The following is an 18,037-nucleotide window of genomic DNA, read 5'->3' as shown; positions in this document are numbered from 1 at the left end:
GCGCCCCCGACCCGCCGTGCGCGGCGGGTCGGGGGCGCGGCCCTTCTCCGCTACCCCTGCGGCTGCTGAGCCGCCGTCAGCGCCCGCAGCAGAGCCGTCAGACGGGTCGTACGGGGCTTCGGCAGCACCTCGGCCACCGCGCGCGCCAGCGCCTGGTCCACCCCGTGCACCACCGACAGGTGCCGCTCGGCCCGCCCGAACGCCGTGTACACCCAGTCCCGGGACAGGGCCTGCGCCGCGTCACCCGGCAGGACGACGACCACCGCGGGCCAGCGCGCCCCGACGGCCTGGTGCGCCGTCACCGCCCAGCCGAGCCGCACCTGCGACTCCACCCGCTCCTTCGGTACGACGACCCGTACGCCCGCCACGTCCAGGTGCAGCCCCTGGGCGTCGGCCGACACCACCCGGCCCGGCACGGCCCGTCCCGGCGCGGGGACGTGGACGACCCGGTCACCGGGATCGAAGCCGCCGAACCGCCCCGGGCCGGGGTTCAGCCGCTCCTTGAGGGCCGCGTTCAGTACCCGGGTGCCCGCCGCGCCGCCGTGGCCCGGGGTGACGACCTGCACGGCGTCCGCGGGGATCCCGAAGGCGCGCGGCACCGATTCGGAGACCAGCTGCACGGTGCGGTGCACGGCCTCCCCGGCGTCGCGCACCGGGACGATGACGATCTCCTTGCCGGGGGCCTCGACCTGGTTCAGCTCCCCGACACCGATCCCCGACACCAGCTCGCCGAGCGGGCCCGGGTCCGGCGTCCGGGACACCACCTGGGGGCAGGCGCGGGCGGCCAGCACGTCGGCGAACACCCGCCCCGGCCCGGCCGACCCGAGCACCCGGGGGTCACCGGAGAGCACCAGACGGGCCCCGTCGGGCACCGACTCCACCAGGGCGGCGGCCGTCTCCACGTCCAGCTGCGGGGCGTCCAGCACGATGAGCAGGTCGAGGTCGAAGCGGCCGTCGGCGTCCCGACCGGGGCCCCGGTCCCCCGAGAGCAGCCCCGCCACGCCCACGGCGTCCCCGGTGGGGGCATGCGCGGCCAGGGCGGCCCGCAGGCCCAGCTTCCGGGCGGCCGCCAGCAGGGCCAGCGGCTCGGCGCGGGCGGCCTCGCCGCCGGTGTGGGTGACCAGGCCGTGGCCGGCGACGGCTCGGACCAGCTCGGCGCCGGGGCCGGTGGCCACCTCGGACCAGTCGGCCGGGCCGCCGAAGGTACCCGTCAGCCGGGCCAGTCCGTCGGCCAGGCTCTCCTCGGCCAGGGCGTGTTCTTCCAGGCCCACGAGGATCCGTACCGGCCGCGGGGCGTCCTCCTCGTCGCCCTCGTCGCCGCCGACGTCCGCCGCCTGCGGGCCGGGCTCGCCCAGCGGTTCGTGGAACACCAGGACCGCACCCTCCCCGATGGCCGCCTCCAGGGCCTCGGCGGGGGCCGGCACCCCGTACTGGGCCAGGGCCTTCTCCAGGACCGGGGCCTCCAGCGCGGTGTGCCCCTTGAGGGCGGCCTGGCCCAGGAGCCAGCCCAGCAGGGCCGCGCCCCGGCGCTCGTCGGCGGGACCGGCCGCGGGGCCCAGCAGGGCCTGCGCGAAGCCGTCGGCCTGCGCCGGGCGCACCCCGGGGACCGCGAGCAGCCGCCAGGGGTCCTCGGCGAGCAGGTCCGCGGCTCCCTCCCCGAGGGTCTCGGCGGCGGCCCCGGCGAGGCCCTCGGGGGCCCCGCCGCGGGTCAGTACGGCGCGCACCGCGCCGATGTCCTCGGCGGTGGGGGCGGGCGCGGCGGCGGGGGCCGTGGCGGGGCGGGGCTGCGGGGGAGCGGGGGCCGCCCGGCGGGGGGTGGCGGGGGCGTCGTCGAAGAAGACGGTGGAGGGCTTGGCGCCGCTCTCCACGGCCCGGACGGCGGCCAGCAGGTCGGCGGCCTTGCCGCTGAGCTTGGCGCCGGCGTCCACGGGGGCCTCGCGTTCCGCCTTGCGGCGTGCGATGCGCTCCCGCTCGATCTTCTGCGCGGCCAGCTCGGCCTGTGCCTCGCTGAGCCCCGGCGCGGCCGCCTCCCCGGTCTCCGCGGCCGCGGTCTCCCCGGTCCCGGCGGCCGAGTCGGCCGAGTCGGGCTCCTCCCCGTTCCCGGCACCGTCGGAGGGGCTCCGGTCCGGCTCGGCGTCCTGGGGGGCGGGGGTGGGCCCTGCGGGGCTTTCCCCCACCCCGCCCCTTCCCGAAACCGGGGGCTCCGCCCCCGGCCCCCCGTCCTCGGCCCCGCCGGAGGCGGGCCCGTCGGCGCCGGTCGCGGAGACCGGGGCTCCGCCCCCGGCCTCGCCGGCCGGGACTTCGTTCCCCGCGCCGGGCACGTCGACCGGGGCGTGGACCTTCTCGCCGTCGGCGTCGGCCGGGACTTCGTCCCCCTCGCCGTCGGCCGGGGCCGTACCCTCCTCCGTCGCGGCCGGCGCGTCGGGCTCCTCGCCGTCGGGTCCGGCGGGGTCGGGCTCCGGGGCCACTGCGGCGACCCCGCTCGTTTCCTCCGCGGTGGCGGGGTCGGCGGGGCCGGTGGCCTCGGGGTCCGTACTCACAGCGTGCTCCAGTCCTGATCGGGGTAGCGGTGCACGGGCGCCGACACGTCGTCCAGAGCCCGGCAGATCTCCTCCGGAAGACTAAGGGCCTCCACCGACAGCGCCGCCCCGAGCTGCGCGGACGTCCGCGCGCCGACGATCGGGGCGACCACCCCCGGCCGGTCCCGGACCCAGGCCAGCGCCACCTGGAGCGGGGTGACGGCCAGGCCCTGCGCGGCCGTCACCACCGCGTCCACGATCCGCCCGGCGGCCTCGTCCAGGTACGGGTCCACGAAGGCGGCCAGCGACTGCGAGGCGCCCCGGGAGCCGGCCGGGGTCCCGTCCCGGTACTTGCCCGTCAGCACCCCGCGGCCCAGCGGGGAGGAGGGCAACAGGCCGACACCGAGGTCCAGCGCGGCCGGGAGCACCTCCCGCTCCACGCCCCGCTGCAGCAGGGAGTACTCCATCTGCGTCGACGCGAGCCGGGTCCGCGTCCCGGGCGCGGCCAGCTGCCAGGTCGCCGCCTTCGCCAGTTGCCAGCCGCTGAAGTTGGAGATCCCGGCGTAGCGGGCCCGGCCGCTGCCGACGGCCAGGTCCAGCGCCTGGAGGGTCTCCTCCAGCGGGGTCTGCGGGTCGAAGGCGTGCACCTGCCACAGGTCCACGTAATCGGTGCCGAGGCGGTCCAGGGAGTCGTCCAGGGCGGCCAACAGGTGCCCGCGCGAGCCGTCGAAGCGCCGGTCCGGGTCGGGCACGCTGCCCGCCTTGGTCGCGATGACCAGGTCCCGGCGCGGCACGAGGGAGCCCACCAGCTGACCGAGGAGGTACTCCGCCTCCCCGCCGCCGTACACGTCGGCCGTGTCGACGAGCGTGCCGCCCGCCTCCCAGAACGTCCTCAACTGCTCGGCGGCGGCTTCCTCGCCTGTGTCACGGCCCCAGGTCAGGGTGCCGAGGCCGATCCGGGAGACGCGCAGTCCGGTGCGGCCGAGATGCCTCTGCTCCATGAGCGCTGAGACTACTGGGGCACTGCCGCGGGGCGGCCGGGCGCGCTACAGTCCCCCGCAGACCTACGTTACTGATCGGTAAAGCGGCACATCGTAAGGGGACGACACATGCGGCTCGGCATCAACCTCGGCTACTGGGGCGCGGGCATGGACGCCGACAACCTCGCCGTCGCACAGGAGGCGGACCGCCTCGGCTACGACGTCTGCTGGGCGGCCGAGGCCTACGGCTCCGACGCGGCCACCGTGCTCGCCTGGGTGGCCGCCCAGACGGAGCGGATCGACGTCGGCTCGGCCATCTTCCAGATCCCGGCCCGCCAGCCCGCGATGACGGCGATGACGGCCGCCACCCTGGACTCCCTGACCAAGGGCCGCTTCCGGCTCGGCCTCGGCGTCTCCGGCCCGCAGGTCTCCGAGGGCTGGTACGGGGTGAAGTTCGACAAGCCCCTCGCCCGGACCCGGGAGTACGTGGAGATCGTCCGCAAGGCGATGAGCCGCGAGCGCCTCTCCTACGACGGCGCGCACTGGACCCTCCCGCTGCCGGGCGGCCCCGGCAAGCCGCTCAAGCTGACCGTGCACCCCGAGCGCGAGCACATCCCGCTCTACATCGCCGCCATCGGGCCCAAGAACCTGGAGCAGACCGGCGAGATCGCCGACGGCGCCCTGCTGATCTTCCCGGCCGCCGAGCACCTGGAGGAGACGGCCCTGCGGCACATCCGCGCCGGGCGCGAGAAAGCCGGACTGACGATGGACGGCTTCGACGTCTGCCCGACCGTGCCGCTGGCCCTCGGCGAGGACGTGAAGGCCCTCGCGGACGTGTTCCGCCCCTACACCGCCCTGTACGTCGGCGGCATGGGCAGCCCCAAGCAGAACTTCTACAACCAGCTCGCCCAGCGTATGGGGTACGAGAAGGAGGCCGCCGAGATCCAGGCCAAGTACCTGGGCGGCGACAAGGACGGCGCGGCGGCCGCCGTACCGCACTCGCTGATCGACTCGACCACCCTGCTGGGCTCCGTCGAGCGGATCGCGGACGGGATGCGCGCCTACGCCGACGCCGGGGTCACCACCCTCACGCTCGCCCCCGCCGGCTTCACCCTGGACGAGCGCCTCGCCGCCCTGCGCGCCGGCACCGAGGCCCTGGAGCTCGCCGGCCTGGCCTGACGCGCGGACGCCGCCCGGGGCACGAGGAACGGTGCGGGGGCGGCGTCCGGATCGAGGTCTGCGGCCGTGGTGGGGGCTCGGGGGGTCTTCCCCGCCACGGCCGACACAGCCAACAACGCGCGGTGCGCCCCCGGGGTTACGCCCCGGGCCGCAGCGGCACGGCTCGTTCATTCGGCCGAGTCGGCCGAGCCCTCGGTTGCCCGCCCGGCAGATCCGCATTTGACTCGTTCCATGCTCTCTGCCCGCAGCCTGTTCCAGGAGATCGTCGGCCACGACGACTCCTTCCAGCTGTTCTGCTCCATCGCCGCCAGCGGGGAGTCCCAGGGCGGCTGGGAGAACGCCAGGATCGCCGCCCTCGTCCCCGACGGCATGCGCGACCTCGCACCCAAGATCACCCGGCACGGCGCCGACGAGGACAAACACGGCCGGATCTTCCGCGCCCTGCTGCGCAACCGCGGCCTGGCGCCCGTCCCCGTACCGCCCGAGACCGACTACACGATGCTGCTGGAGCGCCGCGGCATCGGCCTCGCGCACGACAGGCTGCGCCGCGAGGAAGCGCTGACCGAACGGGACGTCGTCGTCTACCTCGCGCACAGCCGCGTCACCGAACAGCGCGCCTCCGAGCAGATGGTCCTGCTGGTGAACCACTTCGGCGACCACCCCGAGATCGGCAAGGCCGTCCGCCAGATCAGCGGCGACGAGGACGACCACCTCGCCTACTGTCACGAGGAACTGCTGCGCCTGGCCCGCGCCGGACACGGCCGGACCATCCAGCGGGTGCTGCGCGAGAGCGCGCTCGCCGAGATCGCCGTCTACCGGGACGTCAGCCTCGCCGTCATGGCCCACATGGGCCGGCTGCTGCGCTGGCCCGCGCCCAAGGCCGCCGCGCTGGCGGCCGGCATCCGCGGGGTGTACGCGTACGAGCGCTTCGGCGGCTGGCACCGGATGGTCGGCCTGCGCCCGCCGGAGCGGCGCGACCCGCTGGGCGGCGCACCCGCCACCGTGCGCGGCCACGCGTAGGCCGTCTCCCGCGGCCCCCGCAGGCCGGGCCCGCCGCTACAGCCAGCCGCGCCGCTTGAACATCCGGTGCAGGCCCGCGCACAGGCCCGCCATCAGCGCCAGCACCGCCGGATAGCCCCAGCCCTGCCGCAGCTCCGGCATGTGGTCGAAGTTCATCCCGTAGATCCCCGCGACCATCGTCGGGACGGCGGCCATGGCGGCCCAGGCGGAGATCTTGCGCATGTCGTCGTTCTGCCGGACGCCCATCTGCGCCAGGTGCGCGGCCAGCGCGTCCGACAGCAGCCGGTCCAGGCCCTCGATGTACTCGTTGGCCTTCGTCAAGTGGTCGGCCACGTCGCGGAAGAAGGGCTGGGAGTGCTCGTGCACGAACGGCACCTGCCCGAAGGCGAGCCGGTCCATCGGCTGCAGCAGCGGGCTCGTCGCCCGGCGGAACTCCAGCACCTGCCGCTTGAAGCCGTAGATCCGCGCGGCGGTGTTCTTCGAGTCCGAGGCGTTCGGCGCGAACACCTCCGCCTCCAGCTCCTCCAGGTCCGCCTGGAGCTCGGCCGCCACCTCGATGTAGTGGTCCACCACCGCGTCGGACACGGCGTACAGCACGGCGGTCGGCCCGTGCCGCAGCACCTGGGGCTCCTGTTCCAGCCGGTGCCGCACGGCCGTCAGCGCGGCCCCCTCGCCGTGCCGGACGGTGACCACGAACGAGTCGCCTATGAAGACCATCAGCTCCCCGGTGGTCACCGTGTCCGTGTCCTCGTCGTAGAGCACCGGCTTGAGGACCACGAACAGCGAGTCGTCGTAGACCTCCAGCTTCGGCCGCTGGTGCGCGGTCAGCGCGTCCTCCACCGCCAGTGCGTGCAGCCCGAACTCCCGGCTCACGTGATCGAACTCGCTCGCCGTCGGTTCGTGCATGCCCACCCACACGAACGCGTCACCCGAGGCCCGCGCCTCGTCGAGGGCATCGGAGAAGTCCTCCGGTGCCGCGGAGCGGCGGCCGTTCCGGTACATCGCGCAGTCGACAATCACGCCGGGCATTCTCCCCCGACCGGGGCCCACCCGTACAACGGCGGCACGGCATAGGCTTCCCCCATGGCCATGCTGATCCTCGTACGACACGGGCGGTCCACCGCCAACACCGCGGGCGTGCTCGCCGGATGGACCCCGGGGGTGACCCTGGACGACCACGGCACCGCCCAGGCCGCAGCACTTCCCGGGCGGCTCGACGGGGTGCCCCTCGTGGCCGTCGTCACCAGCCCCCTCCAGCGCTGCCGCGAGACCCTCGCCCCGCTGCTCGCCGCCCGCCCCGCACTGCCCCTGCACACCGACGAGCGCATCGGCGAATGCCACTACGGCGACTGGTCCGGCCGCAAACTCTCCGAACTCGCCGACGAACCCCTCATGAAGATCGTCCAGCAGCACCCCTCGGCCGCCGCCTTCCCCGGCGGCGAGTCCATGCGCGCCATGCAGGCACGCGCCGTGGACGCCGTACGCGAGTGGAACGCCCGGATCGACGAGGAGCACGGCACCGACGCCGTCTACCTCATGTGCTCCCACGGCGACATCATCAAGTCCCTCGTCGCCGACGCCCTCGGCATGCACCTCGACCTCTTCCAGCGGATCCACGTCGACCCCTGCTCGGTCACCGCGATCCGCTACACCCCCACCAGGCCCTTCCTGCTGCGCCTCGGCGACGCCGGGGACCTCTCGCCCCTCGTCCCGCGCACCGCCCCGTCCCCCGACACCACGACCGAGGACGGCGGGAACGCCGTCGTGGGCGGCGGCGCGGGCGCGGCCTGATCGAACGGCGCAGTAGGGTGGCATGGCGCCCCCACACGGGCGCAGCCCTGCCCTGCCTCAGACTTGGAGACCGGTCGTGTCCCGTCAGGTGTTCCTTTACGACCCGCCGGACCGCTTCGTGGCCGGCACGGTCGGTCTGCCTGGACGCCGTACGTTCTTCCTGCAGGCCTCCGCGGGAGCCCGGGTCACCAGCGTCTCCCTGGAGAAGACCCAGGTCGCCGCACTGGCCGAGCGGATGGACGAGCTGCTCGACGAGGTCGTCCGGCGCACCGGCGGCAACGCGCCCGTCCCCGCCGTCGCCTCCACCGAGGCCGCGGACACCGCCCCCCTCGACGTCCCCGTCGAGGAGGAGTTCCGCGTCGGCACCATGGCGCTCGCCTGGGACGGCGAGGAGCAGCGGATGATCGTCGAGGCCCAGGCCCTCGTCGAACTCGACGCCGACTCCGACGAGGACCTCGCCGAGGCCGAGGAGCGGCTCCTCCAGGACGAGGAGAACGGCCCGCCGATGCTGCGCGTGCGCCTCTCCGGCGCCCAGGCCCGCGCCTTCGCCAAGCGGGCCCTGGACGTGGTCAACGCGGGCCGCCCCCCGTGCCCCCTGTGCAGTCTGCCGCTCGACCCCGAGGGACACGTGTGCCCGCGCCAGAACGGGTACCGGCGCCAGGTGTGAGCGCCGTGACCCCGATCGAGGAGCTGCTCACCCGTGGTGAGCTCACCGTCCGCGGCCGCATCGCCGAGGCCTCCAACGCCGTACTGCTGTGCACGGTGGCCCACGAGGGCACGAGCGCGGACTGCGTCTACAAGCCGGTCAAGGGCGAGCGCCCGCTGTGGGACTTCCCCGACGGCAACCTCGCCCGCCGCGAGCGCGCCGCGTACCTGGTCTCCGAGGCGACCGGGTGGGGGCTCGTCCCCGCGACGGTCCTGCGCGACGGCCCGTACGGGGAGGGCATGGTCCAGCACTGGATCGACGCCGGAGAATCGCCGGAGGCCGGGCTCCTCGCGCTCGTCGAGGGCGAGGAGGCGGGGGAGGGCTGGAGGCCGGTCGCCTTCGCCGAGGTGGGGGAGGGCCGCACCGCCCTGCTGGTGCACGCCGACGACCCCCGGCTGCGGCGCCTCGCCGTACTCGACGCGGTGATCAACAACGGCGACCGCAAGGGCGGTCACCTGCTGCCCGCCCCCGACGGCCGGCTCTACGGCATCGACCACGGCGTGACCTTCCACGCCGAGGACAAGCTGCGCACCCTGCTGTGGGGCTGGGCGGGGGAGCCGCTCACCGACGAGGCCCGGCGGGTGCTGGGCTCCCTGGAGGCCCAGCTGGCCGAGGGGGGCCCGCTGGCCACCCGGCTGGCCGAACTGATCACCCCGGTCGAGCTGGGCGCCGTACGGGCCCGTGTGGCCCTGCTGCTGCGCAACGGGACGCACCCGAAGCCCTCCGGGCAGTGGCCGGCGATCCCCTGGCCGCCCGTCTGACCGGCCACGGCCCGCGACGCACAGAACCGGCCAGACCGCAAGACGGCCGATCAAGCCAACAGTGCTGCTCCGGTTCGTTTCCGGAACACTCGTCCGGTTAGGCTCGAAGCATGCATGCCTGGCCCGCTTCTGAGGTCCCCGCCCTGCCCGGCAAGGGCCGCGACCTCCAGATCCACGACACCGCGACCCAGGGGACGATCACCCTCGACCCCGGTCCCGTCGCCCGTATCTATGTCTGCGGGATCACCCCGTACGACGCGACCCACATCGGTCACGCGGCGACCTACAACGCGTTCGACCTCGTGCAGCGCGTGTGGCTCGACAACAAGCGGCAGGTTCACTACGTCCAGAACGTCACGGACGTGGACGACCCGCTCCTGGAGCGGGCGCTGCGCGACGGCCACGACTGGACCGAGCTCGCGGAACGCGAGACCGCCCTCTTCCGCGAGGACATGACCGCCCTGCGGATGCTGCCCCCGCGGAACTACATCGGCGCCGTCGAGGCCATACCCGGCATCGTGCCGCTGGTCGAGCGGCTGCGCGACGCGGGTGCCGCCTACGAGCTCGACGGGGACGTCTACTTCTCCGTGGAGTCCGACCCGCACTTCGGCGGGGTCTCGAACCTCGACGCCCGCGCGATGCGGGTGCTGTCCGCAGAGCGGGGCGGGGACCCGGACCGTCCGGGCAAGAAGAACCCCCTCGACCCGATGCTGTGGATGGCCGCACGGCCCGGCGAGCCGAGCTGGGACGGCGGCTCCCTGGGCCGCGGCCGCCCCGGCTGGCACATCGAGTGCGTCGCCATCGCCCTGGACCACCTGGGCATGGGCTTCGACATCCAGGGCGGCGGCTCCGACCTGGCCTTCCCGCACCACGAGATGGGCGCCTCGCACGCACAGGCCCTGACCGGCGAGTTCCCGATGGCCAAGGCCTACGTCCACGCGGGCATGGTCGCGCTGCACGGCGAGAAGATGTCCAAGTCCAAGGGCAACCTGGTCTTCGTCTCCGCGCTGCGCCGGGCCGGCGTCGACCCGGCCGCCATCCGGCTGGCCCTCCTCGCCCACCACTACCGGGCCGACTGGGAGTGGACGGACGAGGTCCTCGCCGAGGCCGTGGCCCGGCTGGAGCGTTGGCGCGCGGCGGTCTCCCGGCCGGACGGCCTGCCGGCGGACGCCCTCGTCGAGGAGGTCCGCGAGGCCCTGTCGAAGGACCTGGACGCCCCGGCCGCGCTCGCGGCCGTGGACCGCTGGGTGGACGCGCAGAACGCCTCGGACGGCGACGACGAGTCGGCCCCGGGCCTGGTCTCCCGCACGGTCGACGCCCTCCTGGGCGTGGCCCTCTAGCACCACAGCGGTAAAGAAGGGGCGCGCCCCTTGCGTTCCACCGCCCACCGCGGCGCCGGATCACCGTAGGACGGAGACCGGGCCGGGCGGGGCCGCTACCGGGTCCCGTCCCCGGGGGCGTCCTCGTCGCCCTCGGGGGTGTCGTCCGGGCCGGAGGGGCCGTCCTGGTCCGCCGGGCCGTCCGGCTTCGGCTTCGCCGGGGGCCGGGGGCCGCCCGACAGGTCGCGGAAGTAGGAGCCCGTGTCGCCGGCCGTCTCCGGACCCGCCGACGGATCCCGCCGCCTCAGGTACCGCTCGAACTCCCGCGCGATCGCGTCCCCCGAGGCCTCCGGCAGGTCGGCGGTGTCCCGCGCCTCCTCCAGCGTCTGGACGTACTCCGCCACCTCGCTGTCCTCGGCGGCCAGTTGGTCCACGCCCAGCTGCCAGGCCCGCGCGTCCTCCGGGAGTTCGCCCAGCGGGACCCGGATGTCGATCAGATCCTCCAGCCGGTTCAGCAGCGCCAACGTCGCCTTCGGGTTCGGCGGCTGCGACACGTAGTGCGGCACCGCCGCCCACAGCGACACCGCCGGCATCCCGGCATGGGTGCAGGCCTCCTGCAGGACGCCCACGATCCCGGTCGGACCCTCGTACTTGGTCTCCTCCAGGTCCATCGTCCGCGCGAGGTCCGCGTCCGAGGTCACCCCGCTCACCGGAACCGGCCGGGTGTGCGGGGTGTCCCCGAGCAGCGCGCCCAGGATGACCACCATCTCCACACCCAGCTCGACGGCGAAGCCGAGGATCTCCTCGCAGAACGACCGCCACCGCATGGACGGTTCGATGCCCCGCACCAGCACCAGGTCCCGCGGCTTCGCGCCGCCGATCCGGACCACCGACAGCCGCGTCGTGGGCCAGGTGATCTTCCTTACCCCGTTGTCCAGCCACACCGTCGGCCGGTTGACCTGGAAGTCGTAGTAGTCCTCGGCGTCCAGTGCCGCGAAGACCTCGCCCTTCCACTCCCGGTCCAGGTGCGCCACCGCACCGGAGGCGGCGTCACCCGCGTCGTTCCAGCCCTCGAACGCGGCCACCATGACCGGGTCGATCAGCTCGGGCACGCCCTCAAGCTCGATCACCCAGGTCTCCTTCCGAAGTTCCCTTGCGTACGTGGGTCAGCCTAAGCCTTGATGAGGCACCGGCCACAGCCCACGACAGAGGGGCGGTTCCCCTCGGAACCGCCCCTCTTCCCCACCTGCGGGACAGCTATGCCTTGCGGCCCAGCATCTCCTCGACCCGGGTCCGTACGGCCTCGTCGTCCAGCCCGCGGACCGTCACCGTGGTACGGCGGCGCAGCACGTCGTCGACCGTCTCGGCCCACTCGTTGTCACGGGCGTAGGCGACCTGCGCCCAGATCTCCGGACCGTCCGGGTGGATCCGCTCGGCCAGCTCCGGGTCCTCGTTCGCCAGACGGGCGATGTCGAAGGCCAGCGAGCCGTAGTGCGAGGCCAGGTGACGGGCGGTCAGCGGGTCCATCCGGTTGCCGGGCTCACGGTCCACCAGCAGCCGGTGCGCGACCGCGTTCGGGTTGGCGACGCCGGGCAGCGCGATGCGGCGCACCAGCGACTTCACCGGCTCCATGTCCTCGGTGAGCGGGCTGCCGGGCAGCTTGGCCAGCTTGTCCATGACCACACGGCCGATGTGCCGGTACGTGGTCCACTTGCCGCCGGCCACCGACAGCATGCCGCCCGCGCCCTCGGAGACCACCGTCTCGCGCTTGGCCTTCTCGACGCCGCCGGGGCCGCCGGGCAGCACCCGCAGGCCGGCGAAGGCGTACGTCATCAGGGAGCGGTCGAGGTCGGCGTCCTTCACGGAGAAGGCCGCCTCGTCGAGGATCTGCTGGATGTCCGACTCGGTGGCGCGCACGTCCGCCGGGTCGCCCTCGTAGACCTCGTCGGTCGTACCGAGGAGCAGCTGGTCCTCCCACGGGAGGGCGAAGGTGATGCGGTACTTGTCGATCGGGGTGGCCATGGCGGCCTTCCACGGCGACTTGCGCTTCATGACGATGTGCGCGCCCTTGGACAGGCGGATCGACGGCATCGCGTGCTTGTCTTCCATGCGCCGCAGGTGGTCCACCCACGGGCCGGTGGCGTTGAGCACGACGCGCGCGTCGACCCCGAACTCGGTGCCGTCGAGGCGGTCCTTGAGCTCGGCACCGGAGACCCGGCCGCGCGTCATGCGCAGGCCGGTGACCTCGGCGTGGTTCAGGACGACCGCGCCGGACTCGACGGCCGCGCGGACCGTCATGACGGCGACGCGGGAGTCGTTCATCTGGTGGTCGTAGTAGACCGCGACGGCCTTCAGGTTGTCCGTCTTCAGACCGGGGTTGTCGGCGACGGCGCGGGCCGGCGAGATGACCTTGCCGATCCCGTCGCCGAAGGCCGAGAGCGCCGAGTACGCGAACACGCCCGCGCCCAGCTTCGCCGCGCCGACCGGACCGCCCTTGTACACGGGCAGGTAGAAGGTCAGCGGGTTGACCAGGTGCGGGGCCACGTCCTTGGCCAGTACCCGGCGCTCGTGGTGGTTCTCGGCGACCAGCTTGACCGCGCCGGTCTGCAGGTAGCGCAGACCGCCGTGGACGAGCTTGGAGGAGGCGGAGGAGGTGGCGCCGGCGAAGTCGCCGGCGTCCACCATGGCGACCCGCAGACCCGACTGCGCGGCGTGCCAGGCCACCGAGGTGCCCAGGATGCCACCGCCGATGACGAGCAGGTCGTAGGTGGCCTTCGACAGCTGCTCACGGGTTTCGGCGCGGCTCGGGTTCGAACCGGCGGTCGGGTGCGTACCCAGGGCGGGAACGCTCTGCAGGGTGCTCATATCTCTTTCAGCTCCTCGTCGATTGACTCAGCTGGTGCGGTCAGCTGGCGTCTTCGTCGTCGACCCAGCCCATGGACCGCTCCACGGCCTTGAGCCAGCTCTTGTACTCGCGGTCCCGCTGCTCGGCGGGCATGCGCGGGGTCCACTCCGCCGCGCGGCGCCAGTTGGCGCGCAGGGCGTCGGTGTCGGGCCAGAAGCCGACGGCCAGGCCGGCGGCGTAGGCGGCGCCGAGGCAGGTGGTCTCCGCGACCATGGGACGGACCACGGGGGCGTCCACGAAGTCGGAGAGGGTCTGCATCAGCAGGTTGTTGGAGGTCATGCCGCCGTCGACCTTGAGGGCCGCGAGCTCGACGCCCGAGTCCTTGGTCATGGCGTCGGTGATCTCGCGGGTCTGCCAGGCGGTGGCCTCCAGGACGGCACGGGCGATGTGCGCCTTGGTGACGTACCGGGTCAGACCGGCGATCACACCGCGGGCGTCGGAGCGCCAGTACGGGGCGAAGAGGCCGGAGAAGGCCGGCACGAAGTACGCGCCGCCGTTGTCCTCGACCGAGAGGGCGAGGGTCTCGATCTCGGCCGCGGTCTTGATCATGCCCATCTGGTCGCGCATCCACTGGACGAGCGAGCCGGTGACGGCGATGGAGCCCTCCAGGGCGTAGACCGGCTTCTGGTCGCCGATCTGGTAGCCGACCGTGGTCAGCAGGCCGCTGTAGGAGTTGATGACCTTGTCGCCGGTGTTCATCAGCATGAACGTGCCGGTGCCGTACGTGGACTTGGCCTCGCCCTCGGCGAAACAGGTCTGGCCGAACAGGGCGGCCTGCTGGTCACCGAGCGCCGAGGCGACCGGGACGCCGGCGAGGACGCCCTCCTTGACGTGGCCGTAGACCTCGGCGGAGGACTTGATCTCCGGGAGGACGTTGAGCGGGACGCCCATGGACTCGGCGATCTTGTCGTCCCAGGCCAGGGTGTGCAGGTTCATCAGCATGGTGCGCGAGGCGTTGGTGACGTCGGTGACGTGCGTACCGCCCTCGGCGCCGCCCGTGAGGTTCCAGATGACCCACGAGTCCATGGTGCCGAAGAGGATGTCGCCGGCCTCGGCGCGCTCGCGCAGGCCCTCGACGTTGTCGAGCAGCCAGCGGACCTTCGGACCCGCGAAGTAGCTCGCCAGCGGGAGGCCGGTCTCGCGGCGGAAGCGGTCCTGGCCGACGTTGCGGCCGAGCTCCTTGCAGAGGGAGTCGGTGCGGGTGTCCTGCCAGACCAGCGCGTTGTGCACCGGCTCGCCGGTGTGCCTGTCCCACAGGACGGTGGTCTCGCGCTGGTTGGTGATGCCGACCGCCTTGACGTCGGCGGCGGTGATCTCGGCCTTGGCGATGGCTCCGGCGACGACCTCCTGGACGTTGGTCCAGATCTCGGTGGCGTCGTGCTCGACCCAGCCCGGCTTCGGGAAGATCTGCTCGTGCTCCTTCTGGTCGACGGCGACGATGCGGCCGTCGCGGTCGAAGACGATGCAGCGGGAGGAGGTGGTGCCCTGGTCGATCGCGGCGATGAAGGGGCCGGTGCTGCTGGTCATGGTGGCTGCTCCTGGCGGATCTGAGGAGTTGGCGGAATCAGGAGGGCGGTGCGGATCTTGCGATCTTGCCGATGCTGATCAGGCGAACGCGATGTTGTACAGACCACCGGCGAGGGCGGCACCGACGAGCGGGCCGACGACCGGGATCCAGGAGTACCCCCAGTCCGAACCGCCCTTGTTGGGCAGCGGGAGCAGGGCGTGGACGATGCGCGGACCGAGGTCGCGCACCGGGTTGATGGCGTAGCCGGTCGGACCGCCCAGCGAGAGGCCGATGCCGACGACCACGAACGAGGTGATCAGGACGCCGATGACACCGAGCCCCTTGCCGTCGTCCTGGAGGCCCTGGGTCAGGATGGCCAGCACCAGGACGGCGGTACCGATGATCTCGGTCGCGAGGTTCTGCACGACATTACGGATCTCGGGGCCCGTGGAGAAGATGCCGAGCACCGGACCGGCCGTGTCGTGCGGGTGCGGGTCCTCGGGGCCGAGCTTCGCGTCGCGGATGTGCTCCGGGTCGGACAGGTGCACGAGGAACTGGCCGTAGTACGTGATCCACATCAGGACCGCGCCGATCATGGCGCCGAGGAGCTGGCCGGCGAGGTAGACCGGTACGTCGCCCCACTCGCCGGTCTTGACGGCGATGCCGACGGTGACCGCCGGGTTGAGGTGCGCGCCGGAGAGCGGTGCGGAGACGTAGGCGGCGATCAGGACGGCGAAACCCCAGCCGAAGGTGATCGCGAGCCAGCCCGCGTTGCGGGCCTTGGAGCTCTTGAGCGTGACGGCGGCGCAGACGCCACCACCGAGCAGAGTGAGCAGGGCGGTACCTATGGTCTCGCCGATGAAGATGTCGGAGCTGGACACCCGCGACTCCTTTGTCTTACGTCCAGGGGTGGGCGGACACCGGGTCCCTCCGGTGGTCCACGCACTCGGTGAGTGCTGCACCGGTCCTTGGCCTCGCCATAGCCTAACGCGTATTGCCGGTAGGTGTTCGACAATGCCGACCGATGAACGGCAGTTTTCCGCCTGGGTGAAGAACGCGTCAAGGGCTGGCCAGGTCAAAGAACCGGATCGTTACCACTAGGTGCGATCAGCCAAAATCAGCCATTGGGTGATCGGTAAAAGACAAAATCCACCCAAACGGCCCACAGGGGGGCCGCTGGGTGGATCAGGTGGATCAGGTCAAGCTCAGAACCGGCCCGCCCCGAGGTCGCGCGAAACCGACCGCGCGCAGTCCCGTACGGAGGCCACGAGCGCCGCCCGCGGCTCCCCGGAGTCCCCGCAGACCCGCTCCACGGCCCCCGCCACCGCGACGGCGCCGACGGGCATCCGCCGCCGGTCGTGGATCGGCGCCGCCACCGAGGCGATGCCCTCCCAGGTCTCCTCGACGTCCGCGGCCCAGCCCCGCGCCCGCGTCAGGTCCAGGACCTCCTCGAAACCCGCGGCGTCCGTGACCGTACGGGGGGTGAAGGCCTCCCGCTCCGCCTCCACGGCCTCCGTGTGCGCCACGGGGTCGTAGGCCGACAGGACCTTGCCCAGCGCCGTGGAGTGCAGCGGCTGCATCGCCCCCACCTCCAGCACTTGACGGCTGTCGTCCGGCCGGAACACGTGGTGCATGATCAGCACCCCGCTCTTGTGCAGCACCCCCACGTACACGCTCTCGCCGCTCGCCCGCGCCAGGTCGTCCGTCCAGACCAGCGCGCGGGCGCGCAGCTCGTGCACGTCCAGATAGCTGTTGCCCAGGCGCAGCAGCTCCGCGCCCAGCTGATAGCGGCCCGAGGCCGCGTCCTGCTCCACGAAGCCCTCGGCCTGCAGCGTGCGCAGGATCCCGTGCGCCGTGCCCTTGGCCAGGCCCAGGGAGGACGCCACGTCCGAGAGACCCAGCCGGCGTTCCCCGCCCGCCAGGAGTCGCAGCATCGCAGCGGCTCGTTCGAGCGACTGGATGTTCCGTGCCATCGCGCAGCCTCCTGCTGACGTAGTTCGACAATGCTGAACACTATCGGTCGATGCCGACCTTGTGCAGGGACGGGTGATTTCCGGCGCGCCGCGTGCCGCACCGTCCCCCGTCCGGGCCCCGCGCACAGAATGCAGTCCGCCACGTGGGACGACCGCACCGGGTCCGGTGCGGCGCGGTTACCCTGACCGCGTGCGCCCTTGACACCGAAGGGGCGCAAAGCCGACAGCCGTCGCATCCCAGGGAGCTCAACCATGGCCTCGTTGCCGAACCCGCCCGCAGACACCCAGACCCGGGCCGATGCCCTCCGGGAGGCGCTCGCGACCCGCGTGGTCGTCGCCGACGGAGCCATGGGAACGATGCTCCAGGCGCAGGACCCCACGATGGAGGACTTCCAGCAGCTCGAAGGCTGCAACGAGGTCCTGAACGTGACCCGCCCCGACATCGTGCGCTCCGTCCACGAGGCCTACTACTCGGTGGGCGTGGACTGCGTCGAGACCAACACCTTCGGCGCGAACTTCGCGGCGCTGGCCGAGTACGACATCGCCGAGCGGAACTTCGAGCTCTCCGAGGCCGGCGCCCGGATCGCCCGCGAGGTCGCGGACGAGTTCACCGCCACGACCGGACAGCAGCGCTGGGTGCTCGGCTCCATCGGCCCCGGCACCAAGCTCCCCACCCTCGGCCACATCACCTACGCGCAGATCCGCGACGCCTACCAGATCAACGCCGAAGGCCTGATCTCCGGCGGTGCGGACGCCCTCCTGGTGGAGACCACCCAGGACCTGCTCCAGACCAAGTCCTCCGTCATCGGCGCCCGCCGCGCGATGGAGGCCCTCGGCGTCTCCGTGCCGCTGATCTGCTCCGTGACCGTCGAGACCACCGGCACCATGCTGCTCGGCTCCGAGATCGGCGCCGCGCTCACCGCGCTGGAGCCGCTCGGCATCGACATGATCGGCCTGAACTGCGCGACCGGCCCCGCGGAGATGAGCGAGCACCTGCGCTACCTCGCCCGCAACGCGCGCATCCCGCTCTCCTGCATGCCCAACGCCGGCCTGCCCGTCCTCGGCAAGAACGGCGCGCACTACCCGCTGTCCGCCCCCGAGCTCGCCGACGCCCAGGAGACCTTCGTCCGCGAGTACGGGCTCTCGCTGGTGGGCGGCTGCTGCGGTACGACGCCGGAGCACCTGCGCCAGGTGGTGGAGCGGGTCCGCGGTACGGCCATCACGGCGCGCACGCCTCAACCGGAGCCCGGCGCTGCCTCCCTCTATCAGACGGTGCCGTTCCGGCAGGACACCGCGTACATGGCGATCGGTGAGCGGACGAACGCGAACGGGTCGAAGAAGTTCCGTGAGGCGATGCTGGAGGCCCGCTGGGACGAC

15 protein-coding genes are annotated in these 18,037 nt (G+C 72.9%); 7 read left to right on the top strand and 8 right to left on the bottom strand.

Annotation, left to right across the window (positions count from 1 at the left end; genetic code table 11):
- Nucleotides 1–50: 50 nt before the first annotated feature.
- A complete protein-coding gene (locus ACEPPI_RS15060; protein ID WP_373915725.1) occupies nucleotides 51–2,540 on the bottom strand; it encodes a helix-hairpin-helix domain-containing protein in 2,490 nt (829 codons plus the stop codon).
- On the bottom strand, nucleotides 2,537–3,520 hold the full coding sequence (locus ACEPPI_RS15055; RefSeq protein WP_373915724.1) for an aldo/keto reductase: 984 nt from the start codon (nucleotides 3,518–3,520) through the stop codon (nucleotides 2,537–2,539). Before ACEPPI_RS15055 ends, ACEPPI_RS15060 begins: the two co-directional genes overlap by 4 nt.
- Before the next feature lie 108 nt (nucleotides 3,521–3,628).
- Between ACEPPI_RS15055 and ACEPPI_RS15050 the strand changes: the two genes are divergently transcribed.
- Both ACEPPI_RS15050 and ACEPPI_RS15045 read left to right on the top strand, forming a co-directional pair.
- Nucleotides 3,629–4,678, top strand: a complete 1,050-nt coding sequence (locus ACEPPI_RS15050; RefSeq protein ID WP_373915723.1) for an LLM class F420-dependent oxidoreductase — start codon at nucleotides 3,629–3,631, stop codon at nucleotides 4,676–4,678.
- Between the two features lie 231 nt (nucleotides 4,679–4,909).
- Nucleotides 4,910–5,698, top strand: a complete 789-nt coding sequence (locus ACEPPI_RS15045; protein WP_373915722.1) for a ferritin-like domain-containing protein — start codon at nucleotides 4,910–4,912, stop codon at nucleotides 5,696–5,698.
- 36 nt (nucleotides 5,699–5,734) lie between these two features.
- Here ACEPPI_RS15045 and ACEPPI_RS15040 read toward each other — a convergent pair whose 3' ends face one another.
- A complete protein-coding gene (locus ACEPPI_RS15040; RefSeq protein WP_373915721.1) occupies nucleotides 5,735–6,727 on the bottom strand; it encodes a magnesium and cobalt transport protein CorA in 993 nt (330 codons plus the stop codon).
- Between the two features lie 54 nt (nucleotides 6,728–6,781).
- Between ACEPPI_RS15040 and ACEPPI_RS15035 the strand changes: the two genes are divergently transcribed.
- The 4 genes from ACEPPI_RS15035 (at nucleotide 6,782) to mshC (ending at nucleotide 10,296) form a co-directional block, all read left to right on the top strand.
- Nucleotides 6,782–7,489 carry a histidine phosphatase family protein gene (locus ACEPPI_RS15035; protein ID WP_373915720.1) on the top strand — a complete coding sequence of 236 codons (708 nt, stop codon included), beginning with the start codon at nucleotides 6,782–6,784 and terminating at the stop codon, nucleotides 7,487–7,489.
- 76 nt (nucleotides 7,490–7,565) lie between these two features.
- Nucleotides 7,566–8,156, top strand: coding sequence for a DUF3090 domain-containing protein (locus ACEPPI_RS15030; RefSeq protein ID WP_373915719.1), 591 nt, complete (start codon nucleotides 7,566–7,568; stop codon nucleotides 8,154–8,156).
- A gap of 5 nt (nucleotides 8,157–8,161) precedes the next feature.
- Complete coding sequence (locus ACEPPI_RS15025) at nucleotides 8,162–8,956, top strand: SCO1664 family protein (protein ID WP_373915718.1); 795 nt, start codon at nucleotides 8,162–8,164, stop codon at nucleotides 8,954–8,956.
- 110 nt (nucleotides 8,957–9,066) lie between these two features.
- Entirely contained in the window at nucleotides 9,067–10,296 is a 1,230-nt protein-coding gene (gene mshC, locus ACEPPI_RS15020) for a cysteine--1-D-myo-inosityl 2-amino-2-deoxy-alpha-D-glucopyranoside ligase (protein WP_373915717.1), read from the top strand.
- Nucleotides 10,297–10,391: 95 nt separating this feature from the next.
- On the opposite strand, the gene ACEPPI_RS15015 is transcribed toward mshC, so the two are convergent.
- The 5 genes from ACEPPI_RS15015 to ACEPPI_RS14995 all read right to left on the bottom strand — a co-directional run bounded on the left by ACEPPI_RS15015 (nucleotide 10,392) and on the right by ACEPPI_RS14995 (nucleotide 16,660).
- On the bottom strand, nucleotides 10,392–11,405 hold the full coding sequence (locus tag ACEPPI_RS15015; protein WP_373915716.1) for a PAC2 family protein: 1,014 nt from the start codon (nucleotides 11,403–11,405) through the stop codon (nucleotides 10,392–10,394).
- Between the two features lie 127 nt (nucleotides 11,406–11,532).
- Nucleotides 11,533–13,140, bottom strand: coding sequence for an FAD-dependent oxidoreductase (locus ACEPPI_RS15010; RefSeq protein WP_373915715.1), 1,608 nt, complete (start codon nucleotides 13,138–13,140; stop codon nucleotides 11,533–11,535).
- A gap of 40 nt (nucleotides 13,141–13,180) precedes the next feature.
- Entirely contained in the window at nucleotides 13,181–14,707 is a 1,527-nt protein-coding gene (gene glpK / locus ACEPPI_RS15005; protein WP_373915714.1) for a glycerol kinase GlpK, read from the bottom strand.
- A 78-nt stretch (nucleotides 14,708–14,785) separates the two neighbouring features.
- Complete coding sequence (locus tag ACEPPI_RS15000) at nucleotides 14,786–15,568, bottom strand: MIP/aquaporin family protein (protein WP_371679314.1); 783 nt, start codon at nucleotides 15,566–15,568, stop codon at nucleotides 14,786–14,788.
- Between the two features lie 324 nt (nucleotides 15,569–15,892).
- Nucleotides 15,893–16,660, bottom strand: coding sequence for an IclR family transcriptional regulator (locus tag ACEPPI_RS14995; protein WP_356222995.1), 768 nt, complete (start codon nucleotides 16,658–16,660; stop codon nucleotides 15,893–15,895).
- 252 nt (nucleotides 16,661–16,912) lie between these two features.
- Here ACEPPI_RS14995 and ACEPPI_RS14990 point away from each other — a divergent pair.
- Nucleotides 16,913–18,037, top strand: a 1,125-nt coding sequence (locus ACEPPI_RS14990) for a homocysteine S-methyltransferase family protein (RefSeq protein ID WP_373915713.1), incomplete at its 3' end; no start/stop codon positions are given.

The organism is Streptomyces sp. AB3(2024) (assembly GCF_041862025.1).
In the GTDB taxonomy this organism is placed as follows: Bacteria; Actinomycetota; Actinomycetes; order Streptomycetales; family Streptomycetaceae; genus Streptomyces.
The sequence above is the reverse complement of the archived record's forward strand: the minus strand, read 5'-3'. Positions and strand labels throughout refer to the sequence as shown.

Excerpts from the sequence above, each read along its gene's own strand:
- ACEPPI_RS15055 (WP_373915724.1), bottom strand. The coding sequence starts at position 3,520 with ATGGAGCAGAGGCATCTCGGCCGCACCGGACTGCGCGTCTCCCGGATC.
- ACEPPI_RS15050 (WP_373915723.1), top strand. The coding sequence starts at position 3,629 with ATGCGGCTCGGCATCAACCTCGGCTACTGGGGCGCGGGCATGGACGCC.
- ACEPPI_RS15045 (WP_373915722.1), top strand. The coding sequence starts at position 4,910 with ATGCTCTCTGCCCGCAGCCTGTTCCAGGAGATCGTCGGCCACGACGAC.
- ACEPPI_RS15040 (WP_373915721.1), bottom strand. The coding sequence starts at position 6,727 with ATGCCCGGCGTGATTGTCGACTGCGCGATGTACCGGAACGGCCGCCGC.
- ACEPPI_RS15035 (WP_373915720.1), top strand. The coding sequence starts at position 6,782 with ATGGCCATGCTGATCCTCGTACGACACGGGCGGTCCACCGCCAACACC.
- mshC (WP_373915717.1), top strand. The coding sequence starts at position 9,067 with ATGCATGCCTGGCCCGCTTCTGAGGTCCCCGCCCTGCCCGGCAAGGGC.
- ACEPPI_RS15010 (WP_373915715.1), bottom strand. The coding sequence starts at position 13,140 with ATGAGCACCCTGCAGAGCGTTCCCGCCCTGGGTACGCACCCGACCGCC.
- glpK (WP_373915714.1), bottom strand. The coding sequence starts at position 14,707 with ATGACCAGCAGCACCGGCCCCTTCATCGCCGCGATCGACCAGGGCACC.
- ACEPPI_RS14995 (WP_356222995.1), bottom strand. The coding sequence starts at position 16,660 with ATGGCACGGAACATCCAGTCGCTCGAACGAGCCGCTGCGATGCTGCGA.